Annotated in this window: 15 protein-coding genes; 8 read left to right on the top strand and 7 right to left on the bottom strand. The window is 53.2% G+C overall.

Annotation, left to right across the window (positions count from 1 at the left end; all coding sequences use genetic code 11):
- Positions 1-127: 127 nt before the first annotated feature.
- Positions 128-445: a hypothetical protein gene (locus IB237_RS17910; protein WP_192490058.1), complete on the bottom strand. Its 318-nt coding sequence runs from the start codon at positions 443-445 to the stop codon at positions 128-130.
- A gap of 209 nt (positions 446-654) precedes the next feature.
- Between IB237_RS17910 and IB237_RS17905 the strand changes: the two genes are divergently transcribed.
- Positions 655-915 (top strand): DUF982 domain-containing protein, encoded by a 261-nt coding sequence (locus IB237_RS17905; RefSeq protein WP_192490057.1) that lies wholly within the window; start codon positions 655-657, stop codon positions 913-915.
- Between the two features lie 517 nt (positions 916-1,432).
- On the opposite strand, the gene IB237_RS17900 is transcribed toward IB237_RS17905, so the two are convergent.
- On the bottom strand, positions 1,433-1,708 hold the full coding sequence (locus IB237_RS17900) for a DUF2934 domain-containing protein (protein WP_192490056.1): 276 nt from the start codon (positions 1,706-1,708) through the stop codon (positions 1,433-1,435).
- Between the two features lie 437 nt (positions 1,709-2,145).
- Here IB237_RS17900 and IB237_RS17895 point away from each other — a divergent pair, with 437 nt between their 5' ends.
- Together IB237_RS17895 and IB237_RS17890 are read left to right on the top strand one after the other, a co-directional pair.
- Complete coding sequence (locus IB237_RS17895) at positions 2,146-3,828, top strand: FAD/NAD(P)-binding protein (RefSeq protein ID WP_192490055.1); 1,683 nt, start codon at positions 2,146-2,148, stop codon at positions 3,826-3,828.
- A 43-nt stretch (positions 3,829-3,871) separates the two neighbouring features.
- Complete coding sequence (locus IB237_RS17890; protein WP_192490054.1) at positions 3,872-4,636, top strand: MOSC domain-containing protein; 765 nt, start codon at positions 3,872-3,874, stop codon at positions 4,634-4,636.
- Positions 4,637-4,682: 46 nt separating this feature from the next.
- On the opposite strand, the gene IB237_RS17885 is transcribed toward IB237_RS17890, so the two are convergent.
- Positions 4,683-5,477, bottom strand: a complete 795-nt coding sequence (locus IB237_RS17885) for an alpha/beta hydrolase (RefSeq protein ID WP_246788066.1) — start codon at positions 5,475-5,477, stop codon at positions 4,683-4,685.
- A 198-nt stretch (positions 5,478-5,675) separates the two neighbouring features.
- Between IB237_RS17885 and IB237_RS17880 the strand changes: the two genes are divergently transcribed.
- From IB237_RS17880 to IB237_RS26575, 3 genes are all read left to right on the top strand, one after another.
- A complete protein-coding gene (locus IB237_RS17880; RefSeq protein WP_192490053.1) occupies positions 5,676-5,870 on the top strand; it encodes an SDR family NAD(P)-dependent oxidoreductase in 195 nt (64 codons plus the stop codon).
- A 55-nt stretch (positions 5,871-5,925) separates the two neighbouring features.
- Positions 5,926-6,675, top strand: coding sequence for an exonuclease domain-containing protein (locus tag IB237_RS17875; protein WP_192490052.1), 750 nt, complete (start codon positions 5,926-5,928; stop codon positions 6,673-6,675).
- A gap of 131 nt (positions 6,676-6,806) precedes the next feature.
- Positions 6,807-7,004, top strand: coding sequence for a hypothetical protein (locus tag IB237_RS26575; protein ID WP_371815349.1), 198 nt, complete (start codon positions 6,807-6,809; stop codon positions 7,002-7,004).
- A 165-nt stretch (positions 7,005-7,169) separates the two neighbouring features.
- On the opposite strand, the gene IB237_RS17865 is transcribed toward IB237_RS26575, so the two are convergent.
- Positions 7,170-7,370 (bottom strand): hypothetical protein, encoded by a 201-nt coding sequence (locus tag IB237_RS17865; RefSeq protein ID WP_192490050.1) that lies wholly within the window; start codon positions 7,368-7,370, stop codon positions 7,170-7,172.
- 313 nt (positions 7,371-7,683) lie between these two features.
- Here IB237_RS17865 and IB237_RS17860 point away from each other — a divergent pair, with 313 nt between their 5' ends.
- Positions 7,684-8,208, top strand: coding sequence for a sigma-70 family RNA polymerase sigma factor (locus tag IB237_RS17860; RefSeq protein WP_192490049.1), 525 nt, complete (start codon positions 7,684-7,686; stop codon positions 8,206-8,208).
- Positions 8,209-8,686: 478 nt separating this feature from the next.
- Here the strand turns inward: IB237_RS17860 and IB237_RS17855 are convergent, their stop codons facing one another.
- Both IB237_RS17855 and IB237_RS17850 read right to left on the bottom strand, forming a co-directional pair.
- A complete protein-coding gene (locus tag IB237_RS17855; RefSeq protein WP_192490048.1) occupies positions 8,687-9,274 on the bottom strand; it encodes a hypothetical protein in 588 nt (195 codons plus the stop codon).
- Between the two features lie 160 nt (positions 9,275-9,434).
- A complete protein-coding gene (locus tag IB237_RS17850; RefSeq protein WP_192490047.1) occupies positions 9,435-10,409 on the bottom strand; it encodes an oxidoreductase in 975 nt (324 codons plus the stop codon).
- A gap of 84 nt (positions 10,410-10,493) precedes the next feature.
- Between IB237_RS17850 and IB237_RS17845 the strand changes: the two genes are divergently transcribed.
- The gene (locus IB237_RS17845; RefSeq protein WP_192490046.1) at positions 10,494-11,420 is read left to right on the top strand and encodes an AraC family transcriptional regulator; all 927 of its coding nucleotides are present in this window, start codon (positions 10,494-10,496) and stop codon (positions 11,418-11,420) included.
- A 320-nt stretch (positions 11,421-11,740) separates the two neighbouring features.
- Here IB237_RS17845 and IB237_RS17840 read toward each other — a convergent pair whose 3' ends face one another.
- Entirely contained in the window at positions 11,741-13,351 is a 1,611-nt protein-coding gene (locus IB237_RS17840; protein ID WP_246788064.1) for an ABC transporter substrate-binding protein, read from the bottom strand.
- Positions 13,352-13,394 lie beyond the last annotated feature (43 nt).

Raw genomic sequence — 13,394 nt, 5'->3', positions numbered from 1 at the left:
CGTGCTCTCTCGCCATCGTCGCAGCCAGTATTGACCCCGCTTACCCCGGGAGATGCACCCTCTTGCAGAAACAGAGCCCGCGGCTCTCATCCTGTTCACACTTTGGTATCGCCTAGGACCGCGGTTGCTAGAGCTTTCCGGTGGACAGGTCGCGCCCGGAAATGTCGGCCGGAACTCTGACTTCCTGCACGTCATCCTTTAACGGCAACGATACATTGTCTGGCACAGACACGACCGGTTGGTCGCTCTCCTGGGAATGCGCGGAACCTCGAGACGTCTGCATTGTATGGTGTTCAGCTGTCTTTTTTGGCGTGTCCTGGTCGGATCCTTCCTCTATAGACTTTTCTGCCAGGAGCTCGCTCGGATAGACACCCCTGATCAAGCCGCCCTGCATGACGGCCCATCCGTTTTCGTGCGGGCTGATACAATAGCCGATATTGGTCATGACAACGCTCCTCCCTTTTAAGCATCCCTAACCTTGAATACTGGAAACGGTTCCATCGAACGGCCCTGTCGCGAGCGTCCGTTTAGGATGGCGGAGGGGATGAACCGTTAAACAGTGGTTCTGGACGCTACAAAAAGTGATGCAGTTGATTATCTCTGCGGAACACTCTGAGCTTGTCGCAGTTAGGACTTTTTTGGAGGAATGACGTGATGATGGTTATCGACACCACTTTTAAACCGGTCTGGCCGGTCCCAGTTCGTATTAAAACCGCAGCGGGTTCCAGCGCGCATGTGAGAGGACCGGAAGATGCGCTGCAGTGTATGGCCCACAGTTGGCCTACCAAACAGGGAACCGAGTTTGAGTCAGCGTGGCTGAGTTGCATGAGAATGTTGAAAAGACAGGCACGTTGCGATGACGCGCGCGAAGCATTTGTCACCGCCGCGCTCAAAGCAAACGTACTGGTGCTGTGATAGCCACGGACGTAACTGACGACAAACCGCGGCTGGCCGATGGTTGTCATTTATTTTGAGATTTAGCCTGGCCTTTTGATTGTCGGGGGCCAGTGGAGCACTCCATCATCGAACTAATCACGTCGATCCGCGACCTGCGCTGACAGATTGCAAGATATGGGATCATACATGTCTTGAGGAATGGCAGTGAGAGAGCGCGTTTCCATGATGGGTCGCAAACATTGGGTACACGACGCAACTGCCATTATGTAGGGCAAAACGAAAATTGCCGGACAGACAAGACGCGCAAGCGGTGGGAACAAGTGTCACCGATGTCCATGGCAGCTATCGCGGGACAAACGGGTCCCGGCCATCGACGTTCGTCTCGTCTCAATGGACTGCATTCCGGTCGTTAAAATCCGCATCCAGGCCATCAGTCGGCGAAATGCTGGACTTCTCATGCGCATAATAAGATAGGTTTTGAAAATGGGGCAGGCCCGGCCGCTTACCAGCCGGGCACCGGTCTGTTGACCCGGCCTTAAATTTCAGCCCGCACGACCGGCTGGACTGCCTCCGTGCTAACCAGCGAGGCTTTTAGCTTTCGGCCACTCGTTAAGCTTTTGGATTCGCTTTTCGACTTCGCGCGCACAAGTTTCACGTCAGCACCATCAACCGATGCGCGGGTTCTGTCACGGCGCTCGTATTCCGCCGCGGCCTGTTGCCAGTGCTGGACATCCTTGCCGTGTGCTTGCCCATCTCGTTCCCAAAGAGCATAGGCTCGGGCGCTAATCCAGTCATTTTTGACGTCAGTCATTGTATTCAACCTATTTGTATAAAGAGAAAACCGGTGATGCGATTTGGACTGCTGTTTTAGAACAGCGTACCTAACCATCCGCTTCGGAAAATGTTCCCGGTTCCGATGTTTTTTCCATAGGTGTCGACGATCAGGTGATCTGTAAATCCAGACTTATGGGCCGCGCCTAAAAGATCGCTCTGCTCTCTCCGAGATCTGCCCTGGAGTTCGAGAGCGTTAGCGGCAAATTTTACCGATCTGATCGTGTCGTAGTTCAATGATGTGTCGGCCTGAGCGTGCTATTTCTTTGCATCGTTCAACGGCAGGGATCGAAATGGTGGTGTCTAACCTAGTGCATGGCTTAGTCCGTCAACGTACACAGAGCTTGTTAGCGGAACACAATAGCGACCGTTACCATTACACATTGCCGCCGCAGTGGGCGATGTGGAGTAACTTGCATGAATACCAGAATTTGCATCATCGGTTCAGGCCCAACCGGCATTTTTACACTTAAGACGCTGGTTGCCTCTCCAGTTCCGCTGATAATTAGCGTGTTTGATGCCGAACTTGTCGCGGGCAAGGGAACACCCTACCTGCCGGGGGCAAATGATCCGGTTATGTTGTCAAATATTCCCAGCATCGAGATACCGCTGTTGATGGAAACGCTCGTGGATTGGCTTAACCGTCAGTCCGACGACTATCTGAGCACATTCAGCATAAACCGATCATCAATAAATGATCGCGAATTTTATCCGCGCCTAGTGATCGGAGACTATTTTCACGATCAATTTCAGGCGATCCTATCTGTTGGAAAAACCAACGGCCATCGCGTTGAGGTTTATCCCGGCCATAGGGTTAACGACATCGAGCTCGGTACAACCGATATCCGTGTTAAAGTCTCCAGCTTCGACGGGGATTTTGACGCCGTGTTCGACCATGTCGTTATGGCCACGGGTCACAACTGGCCTGAAAACACTCAGGTCAAACCCGGATATTTTGCGTCGCCGTGGCCCGCTACAGAACTGCAAGAGATCGGCCATGGCAGACTTGGCATTCTTGGCACGTCGCTCAGCGGCATCGATGCACTTCTAACAGTTGCGACCTCTTGTGGTTCATTCGTTTGTGACGACGGGGGAACATTGCAGTACGTAACAAGTGCAGGACACCAGGACTTTCACGCAACAATGATGTCCCGGAAGGGCTTATTGCCCGAAGCTGACTTCTATTGCCCACTTCCCTATATAGAACCACAAATTTGTACGTATGAAGCCATCCAAAACGAAGTCAATATCGGTTCTCAGGGCCTGCTGGATCGGGTGTTTGATCTTTTCCAGCGAGAGTTGTTGGCAGCTGATCCTGACTATTCGGCTGAAATCGGTCTCAGTCACCTGTCGGTAGACACATTCGCGGACGCTTACTATGGGCGGCGTTCAGACACTGATCCATTCGTATGGGCGGCGACAAACCTTGCGGAAGCGCACCTCAATTTCCAGCTGCAGTTCACCATTCCGTGGCGATACGCCATTCTCATTACGCATGAGATTATAGAGAAAGCGATACCACACCTCGACACAACCGATCTCACGCGTTTTAACCGGTCATTCAAGGGTATTTTTATCGATCAGTACGCGACGGTTCCACATCTTTCTATTCGTCGGCTTTTGGCACTGCGTAACGCTGGCCGATTGGACATTCTTAAGCTCGGATCGGACTATGACATTGAGACCGAGGGACTCGAACGCGGAGCACGAATCCGGACAGGCGATAGAGAACAACAGTTCAGCAGTTTCATCGACGCGACCGGACAAAGCAGCTTGTCTGTTCGTGAACTGCCTTTCCCCACCCTGTTAAAGCAACGCGGAATCCAGGCGGCAAACACGCCTGAGCCAGCACGTCGTTTCATGGATGGCGAAAGTGTCAACCTTAAAAAGACAGGTGGCATCGAGATCGACGAGGCGTACCGACCACGGGGAGCAACGGCACTTTCAAACCGACTTTACTGTGTGGCAATTCCATTCCTCTTGCACAAGCGTCCCTTCGTTCAGGGTATCACAAGTGCTGCTGAACTGGGAAAGACGGCAGCAAACGCCATATTGGCGGACATTGCGGTGGATCAGCCGCCCATACTTCGCATGGCATAACAGAGGCTGTGGAACAGCTGAATTCGTCAAGCGTTGGCTGATAATGAAAAAAATCGGAATAGTAAAAGAGATTTGGCGCTACCCGGTCAGTTCACTGGGCGGAGAACGGTGTCATCGGGCGAAGGTGAATGGCTCAGGGATTTGCGGCGACCGTCAGTATGCTCTGTTCGATGCTTGCTCAGGGGCAGTGGCTGTGCCCGAGAAGGACAGCCGGTGGCGTCCTGCCTTGTTCTTGAGCAGCCGCACCTGTGATAATGACATTACCCAGATTTGCTTCCCCGACGGGCGTCGAATAGACGTCAATGAACCAGGGTTGCTTCCAAACCTGAGGGATCATTTCGGATTTGACGTGGCTGTAGGCCAGTATGGTGAACCAACCGCCCAAAATGTTTCGCTCCCACAGGTGAGTAATCGATATGATCTGGCACCCCTCCACCTGCTGACCACTGCCTCGCTTTGTGAGATTGTAAAAACAGCTCCAGAAAGTGCTAACGATCCGCGGCGCTTTCGGCCAAATATCTTGATAGAAACAGATTGTGAAGCAAGCTTTGCAGAGACAGATTGGCTCGGCGCGAAGTTGAGTATTGGTCCCACCACATTGAATGTCTCAGAGCCCACGAAACGTTGTGGAATGACCTTCATTGGTCAGCCGGGTCTTGAGGAAGAACCAGAAATATTGCGGAATATCGTCCGCAAAAATCGCAGGACACTCGGTGTCTACTGCGACGTGATGATGTCAGGATCGATCGAGTTGGGAGCAGCAGTCAACCTGCAAATTCAGTCGCCGAACGAAAGGCCGATCAACTGAGTTCAAATCATTGCCATAACCGATGTTCATCGGCTTTGTTGTCGGGTTAGCGATTGAAATAGCTCTGGAGAAACATAGATGCCTTCTGCGCTCCGGATGAGGAGATCGTGTGACCAACATCTGGAAGCAATGTCACTGTCACATCAAACCCAGCAGCCTTCAATTGCGTGCCGGCAGCGACCGAGGCAGCCGACGGAATAGTCTTATCGGCGCGACCATGGATCAACAGAACGCGTGTGTCGTTACCGGTAGAGATCGCCAATGGCAGCATGCCGGCAAAACTAACGACGGCGCCTACTTTCCATCTCCCATTGCCGACTGCGTCCAAAGCCATGATTGCGCCTTGCGACACACCCACGAAAGCAACGTTATGCAAGTTACCTTCGAAACCTTCTCGTCTCACGATCTCAGATACCAGTTCGTCAAAAGCACGTCGCGCTCCCTGGATGCGATCGGGACGCATAACTTGGTCATCCACTACGAACCACTGCCTTCCACCCGATCTGTGAGCGAAAGGCGCATCGGGATACACGAAGCTCGTATTCGCCAAGGTCTTTTCCCACGATTTTCCGATCGTGGTAAACTGACTCCCCCCTCCTCTGATGCCGTGGAAAAAGATAACCAAGTGTCGGCTTTTCTGTGCGTTGGCCTGGATTTGAGCGATCTGTGCAGTGAAAAGCTCATGGGTTCGAAAAGCGGTTGGCTGGGTAACTTGGCCGTGGACTGCGACTCGTCCGGGACGCTCCAACGCGCTCGCGTTGGATGAACCCACTACCAAGAAAACGACTGAAAAGATCATGCAAGTGACGAAGGTGAATACGGCGAGTTGTGATGACATCATAAGGGGCCCAATGGAATTATCGAAACCAGTCTGACTTGCCTTTGTTCCCCTGTTCAGCCGTCACCATGGCTAACAACTGCGTGATTACCTATCGCTTATTTTAGTTGTCACGACGATGCAGGCCTGATGGTGTTCGGAACATTCGATTTAGACCATCGTTATCGGACGAGAAGTCATCACATATGTCGGGAGAATTTCATGCAGCGCTTCCACGATAAGGTTATCATCATCACCGGAGCTGGATCCGGAATTGGCAAGGCAACAGCAGAGAGATTTCTGAGTGAGGGGGCCCAAGTCACACTCGTTGGCCGCACCATGTCAAAGCTGGAAGAGGTGGCGAAGCGATATTCGCCCGATCAGGTGTTGATCGTTGAAGCAGAGCCGCCTCAATAATCCAAACGCTTCATAAGATGGTTCAGTGGTCAGGCTGATCCGCAGGAACAGTGCGATGTCAACATTTCGAGTTCGCGTGATTGACCTTGAGACGGCAGGAAACGGCCAAAGCGACGTGTGCGAGATTGGCTGGCAGGACGTGGTTTTCGACAGCGCCGATGGCTGGGTCGTGTCGAGCGAACGGGGATCGCAGTTGGTTAATCCGGGTAGGCCTATATCTCCTGATACGATGGCTGTTCATCACATTCTCGACTGTGAGGTTGCCGATGCGCCCTACTGGAAAGAAATAGCGCGATCTATACTGCGTCCTGACGGCAAAATTGATGCTTTAGCTGCGCATCGCGCGACCTTCGAACAGAGATATTGCACGCCGCACATGACCGGTGGCCTGCCCTGGATCTGCACATGGAAATGCGCGCTCCGAATGTGGCCGGAACTTCCACGATTTTCCAATCAGATGCTGCGTTACCAACGTATGCCTCAGGGCCTTATCCACGAGCTTGGACTTCCAGCGCACCGGGCCATGCCGGACGCCTATGTCACGGCTCACCACCTGCGAGACCAGTTGAACGCCACATCGCTCGAACAGTTGCTCGCGTGGAGCAATGAACCTGGCCTTTTGCCACGGGTGCCCACCGGTAGTAACCGAGGCAAGAGCTGGGACCGTCTCAGTGTCGAAACGCTGGCTGAATTCCTCCACGACAGAGATGTCGATGTGCGTTTCAGTGCGCAGACAGAGCTTACACGAAGAAGCGAACTGCAGCCGACCGTGGTGTCGGAACCAGTGCAGCGAACTTTGTTATGAACGAGCAGTCGCCTTCATCAAAATATCCCCACACGCCGGACGGAAGATACTTTGTCGTGCGCGGACGTTTGTGGCGAGCAAGCAATCCATTTCTCGATGAGCAGACGAAACGGCATTTGGTCAAACAGTTAATGTCAGCGCGTCGTGCGGTTCGGCAGGCTGAGGGTGATCCTGACCGTCTGGCTGCTGCACGCAGCCGCGTCGACACTGCAAAGGTGGCGCTGGGCGAGCGCGGTCCTGTGTGGTGGAACGACGAGGAACCGGATTTCAATAGGCAGCTTGTAAGAAAAACACCTTACGCCGCATGGTTTTCTGGGATCTCAAAATAGCGTAGATTTAGCAGGGGAGTACAAGGGTCACCCGACTGCCGCCTCGCAGTATCTTGATGGTCCTTTACGTACCGTTATTTTCCGGTCATGACGTGACGTTGTGGGGCTTGGGGAACATTGAATTCCGCATTTATACGTAAACAAGCCAAAAGCTTTCCACCCGCGTTACGGATCGTAATTTATATCCCAGTCCTTGCTTGGCTTTTTGGCCCCAGGCGGCGCCTTATTTATAGTCGCATCATCTGACCCCGTGATAACGCGGGGCTTGGCACTAGACACTCCGTTGTTTCTGGATGATTTTTTGCCCCGGGCAAACTGCGGTTTGCTGTCCTGATGGATCTGCTCAATATTGTCTTTTTTCGTCATGTGTACTTCCTCCACTCGCCTCCTAACTCTGATCGTTTGACGTTGTTCCTGATTTTCTTCGCACACGCCTGAAATAAGCGCAGATCCTAAGTAACCCGCCTTTTCAGTGACCACTGACGACGGAAACAGAATGAACATGTATGAGAGCCGTCAGCCCCCAACTGCAAACGAAAGCAAAAGTTTAGCGGTTTTTAGTCACCCGCAGAGAAGCTGGTCTCTTTACTGGGCTAACCCCCCAGACTTCTCATCGTACGGTGCCGTACGGCAACCAGATACACGTAAAGGCATTCCTATCCCATGTGAGGAAGCCAAGATGAGTAATCCTAAAATAATCGGCGCTACGCTACGGGTTTCGAACGAAAACGAGATCAGTTTACTCAAGGACCAGATCGCGGGATTCACCACTACACTTCTGGTGTTCGCCCGCCGGTTTGTGCGAACGGATCAAGACGCTGAAGATCTGGTACAGGAAGCAATTTTCAGGGCGCTTCGTTCCGCGCATCTTTTTACTCCCGGTACGTCGCTCAAATCCTGGCTTTTTACCATTCTACGAAATAGCTTTTGCAGTCGCTACAAAGTCGCAAAGCGGGAACACGTGGGCCTCCCACTATCGGTTCATCAATGCATGACAACCACACCAGAACAAGAATGGAAATTAGAACACGATCAGGTAATGCTCGCGATCCGGGATCTGGACGTTAGACAACGACAGGCCCTGATGCTCGTTGCGGAAGGGACAAGCTATGCCGCCGCAGCCGAGATTTGTGGCTGTAAGATCGGTACAATAAAAAGCCGCGTAAACAGAGCGCGAGAGACCTTAAAGCGAGATCTCTACTGAGCAGGTATTTCCCGCCTCATCTGGCACATTTTTTAGTACAGCGTTTAGTGCGTTAGAGCCGCGGCCATATTCCCAGCATCCACCGAATGCCCGGAGACTGGAAATTGTGCGTGCCTGAACGTGTTCAGCGTATTTGCGACATTTGTTATCACGACTGATATAAGACTGCGGACGTCCTGCGCTGACAGCGAGCACCTGATGCTGAGGAGCGAATGCACGTGCACACGCTCGTTCAAAACAAATGGCCTTGACGCTTTCCTTGGCCATCTGGGTGAAGTGAAAGAGGCCGACGGAATCGGGTCAATCGGCGGACCGGCCTTTCGGGATTTTGTCCTACGGTTTCTGTTACCTACTGAGAACATTCAACGAAATGGCTTTGGCTAAAACGCGGTTGCCTGCATAAAGCCACTGACAAAAGACAAGATCAAGCTTTGTCAGTTCTCATTCACTCCTGACAGAGCAACGCAGATGGCACGAGCTAGTGATACATTCGTCGGTTAGGACGATTACTGTCAAAAAGCGAAGCCCATAGATAGTCCCTCACCTTACCCATTACATTCTCAAGCCCGGCCGATTTCAACAATCCATCCAGATGACGGACGACTTTTGCCAGATGCTGTCTTCCCCCGAACTCGTTGTAGTCGTCAGCGCGTTTCATCAACGCGAATAGCTCGGCTTGCAACTGAATTCCACTTAGTCCGGCTGCGATTAAAGCCGCATCGCTCGTAGATGCGACCTTTAAGCGCGCGGCGCGAAATCTCTCTTGGGCGCTACTACCAGGGACAGCTGGATCCCCACGCCATGCATTGATCATAGCATCATACAGGTTGGACGCGAATAACCGCACACCCAGACTATCCTCGCCGGACACAACGAGTTGACACAGGAATGCCTCTGCCTCGTCAAGCAACTCGATCAACATAACGCGGCTCGACTTGTCCAGGGGCAGTGGAATGTTAATTATGGACAAGGCGTACCTCGCAATATTGGAGACCGGAATTACCTTAAGCACGACATGTGCCGGAACCGTCGAGATGATTAGTCTGAAATCCTTAATGTCTGCCAAAAAAACGCTCGACCGAAACCAGCCTTGATCCGAAAAGACTTTGCCGCTGCGTGAAAATCCATAATGCGCAATCTTGACCCATCGAGTGAAATTCTACCGCGCATTTCGTCGGGTCCGACGCGCGCAGCTGGGCTTCGTACTGTGGGCCAAGGGTCACGCGTCACTTACGCGTGTCTAGCAACTGCCCCGTCAGTTGCTCCGACAGTGTCCAAAGCCGCTCTGCCGCCTCAACATCCATGGCCCAAGACGCAACGCCCTTGTTCCCGTCAGCTTGGCTCTGCGGCAAAGCAATCTCGCAATCCTCGCAATAAACGCCGCCAATGCCATTAAGCTCAGGACGGGTTGCCGCCCAGACACTGGTAGCAGCGCCTTGTTCCGGGCTCTTGAGATCGCGTGATGGGTCAACGCGACGGTTACCGTTCTCGTCATAGACATCGAACGAGTTAATCTCGTCTTCGCTCAGATGCCGGGCAAGATCTGTTAGAATGACACCGGGGTGGAGAGAGAATGCCCGCACACCATGTTGTTCACCGCGCCGGTCGAGTCCGACAGCAAAGAGCGCATTGGCTGTTTTCGCCTGTCCGTAAGCCTGCCACTTATCGTAGGCGCGTTTTGTGAAGTCGACATCGTCGAAATCAACAGGCGCAATCTGATGACCTCTCGAAGATACGGAAATCACACGAGCACCTTTCGCCTTAAGGAGTGCGGGCCATAACCCTGCCACTAGCCGGAAATGCCCGAGATGGTTTGTCGCGAACTGGCTCTCATGTCCATCCGCATCTCGGGCCAGCGGCGTCGCCATGATACCCGCACTGTTAACCAGGATCGAGATCGGCGTGTCGTTCGCGACCATTCTGTTTGCGAATGCCGCGACGGATGCCGGATCTGCGAGGTCCATGGTTTCGATGATCACTCTCTCGATGCCAGCAAGCGTGCGCTGCGCCTTCTCGCCGTTTCGGGCCGGCACAATGACGGTGGCACCAGCACCGGCAAGCGCTCTTGTGGTCTCGATTCCCAGACCCGAATAACCGCCCGTGACAACCGCCGTCTTGCCGGACAGGTCCATCTCCGCCACCACATCATGCGCTGTGCTTGCCGCGTTAAAACGGGATCCAATCGGTTTTTGCTCGGACATATCGGCACTCCTTTTTTGTTTGTGCTGATTTTTATATCAGATAAGATATCGGAGCCTCCAGTTCGCAAACGCCGGATTTTTGTCGTGATCGTCCAATATAATCAGGATGCTTTGTCCGATGTGCTAAGCGTGATCGATGCGCAAGCCCTGTTTACGGTACGATTTGCCGCAGGTGGCAACTGGTCAGTTGCCTTCCCACCACCCGGATATGTCAAGTTCAATGCTATCCGCCAGGGCGGCGCATGGTTGCTCTCAGACGGTGAGGCACCCATGTGGGTAAAAGCCGGAGATTGTCTCGTGGTGAGCGGCAGGGCCTTTACACTCTGTGGCGATCCAAAGGCGAAGCCGATTCCCGCGAGCGAAGTGTTCGCGGGTGGTGCTTTGGACGTTTGTGTCGGAGATGGTCGAGATTTCGTGCTTCTTGGCGGCAGTGTCAGTCTCGACACGGTCGACGGCTCCCTGTTGACTGATGCCCTTCCACCGGTCGTCGTGATCGAGCGCGAGGAGACTGGTCCCATCACTTTCCTGCTCGAACAGCTTGATCTCGAATGGAACGGTGCAGCGCCTGGCTCGCGCATAGCCTGCAACGATCTGCTTCGGTTGGTATTCATCCACGTTCTGCGCGCCTACCTGGCACGCCAGACCTCGCAGCATCCGGGTTGGCTTGCTGGACTTGCCGACGCACGCCTTGCGCCATCCATGCGGGCGATCCATTCGCAACCGGCGCGCAGATGGACAGTAGATGCATTGGCCGAACTTGCAGGACTGTCACGCTCGGCCTTCGCCGAGCGATTTCGCGCTACTGTTGGATCCTCACCGATAGATTATCTTGCCAACTGGCGGATGCGGCTTGCGGCAGCAAGGCTGCGTCGTGGCAATGAGTCATTGTCACGGATCGCTCAATCCTTCGGTTACAGCTCAGACAGTGCCTTTGCCGCCACATTCCGGCGCGTTGTTGGACAGTCTCCTGCGCGCTACCGCAGCCTGCACCGAGACCAGGCGGACGCTTAGCCGTCACGGTCCCATCAGCGCATCGGAGCGCACCGCTTCAATGATAAAATCAAACACTGCTTTCACCCGCAAAAGCGGATATCTGGTCGACGCAAATATGAACTGATCGGGAAACGCGCCGACAGACGGGACCGGAGTTGCGCTGCGAAGATTTCAACAAATCGATAGAAATGCGCTTTGTCGAATATTAAGCAAAGAAAACGGCTGTTGTAACGAGGTGGAATTTTGCCCGGCTGCAGGATTTGTACCTGCTAACCGGGTCAATGTTTTTGAGCGATCCGTGCCAATATATCAATTATACACCGGGATCGCCGTCACCCTTACCTTGCTTTCCCGACAGTCGAGAGTCGTGTCTGCCAGACAGGGCTTATGGTCAGTCCGGTGATGTCCCCGCGTATGGCAACGGAGTCAGTGACCTGTGAGATTGCCTGGATCGCGGGCACTCGATCGCGATAGATTTGCTGGATTTTGGCATATTCGGCTTTTTGCTGCTCGGGTGCCATGAACAGCGCCTTATCAATCTTATTGTTGAGTTCTTCGTCGCGGTAAGAAACCCGCCAGCTCAACAGACCTGACAATTGCGCTTCGTCACTATTGTCAGGATTATGGACAATACTGCGCAGGTCACCGTCTGGATGAGAAACCTGGCCGCCACTTCGACCTACCAACAGCTGGAATTCGCGTTTGCGCATTGGTCCATAAACAGTCTCTCCACCGCCTGTGATCAATTTTACATCCACGCCCCCATCTGACAACGCGCCCTGAATGGCGACTGATAGATTGTCAAACGGTGGCTCCGACAGGGCGTGTAAGGACAGTTGCAGTCCGTCTGGATATCCTGCTTCTTTCAAGAGCAACTTGGCGCCTTCGACGTCCCGCTCAGGCGGAGTGTCATTGTTTTCACCACCCAGACCAATCTGGATCGGGTCGACATGAAGGACGCCGTAATATTTCATAACGGCATCATTGATCGCTTTGAAATCAATGAGCTTGATTATTGCTTGCCTGACCTTGGGGTCTGACAGCGCCTTATCCTTTACTGACATGGCCAGATAATAGAGACCGTTCCCGACCTCGTTGATTATCTTGACGTCCTTGTCCTTTTCCAGTGCACTGAGGTCTCCAGCGCTCAGTGAATAGGCGATGTCCAGATCACCTTTGCCAAGAAGCAATCTCTGAGACTGAGATTCCGGCAGATGCCGCATTATCACCCTGTCCATAGTCGCGGGTGCTCCCCAGTAGTTCTCATTGCGCTTCAGGACCACCATCTCGTTCGGCGTCATGACCTGCAGGTCGAATGCACCGGACCCTGCTGCATGTGTTGCAAGCCAAGCGCTGCCGAGATCGCCGTTCTTTTCGTTTTCAAGCACCGTTTTCATATCCAGGATGGATCCTGGACCAGTCATTGCGATCGTCAGGAGAATGATTTTCGGGTCGGTCTTTTGCGGAATGCGAATTTCAACTGTCTGCGGGTCTATTGCTATGAAGTTTTCGTCAGCATTTTGCGCGGTGTAACCCCTGATCTTGAAATTCGTGGCTTGGGCAAGGTTGAGTTTCAGGACGCGCTTGAAGGACCAGACGACATCTTCGCTGGTAACTGGGTTTCCAGAAGCGAAAGCGGCCCCGGGTCGTAAGTTAAGACGTATGGATGTTCCGTCCTGCGCAACAGTCCAGCTCTCCGCAAGTTCTGGTTTGAGTGCGGTACGGTCGGCCGGGTCAATAGCAATGAGATTGTCATAAAGATTGGTGATGATCTGGACACGTTCTTTGCCACCTGCGCCAGCCGGATCAAGCGTCAGAACGTTAGCCATCGAAAACCCGACGACCAGTTGGTTTTCCGGTGTTTTAGCGACTGCCGTCCATGGCTGCAAAGCCAGAAGAACCATCGCTGTCGTGGCAGTGATAAAACCTCGCCGGTTCAACTTTTTCATAATATTTCCTCCCATGGCGTTTCCTCCTCAGGGCGCCTGCGTG

It is taken from the genome of Agrobacterium sp. AGB01 (assembly GCF_014851585.1).
Taxonomy (GTDB): Bacteria; Pseudomonadota; Alphaproteobacteria; order Rhizobiales; family Rhizobiaceae; genus Agrobacterium.
The sequence above is the reverse complement of the archived record's forward strand: the minus strand, read 5'-3'. Positions and strand labels throughout refer to the sequence as shown.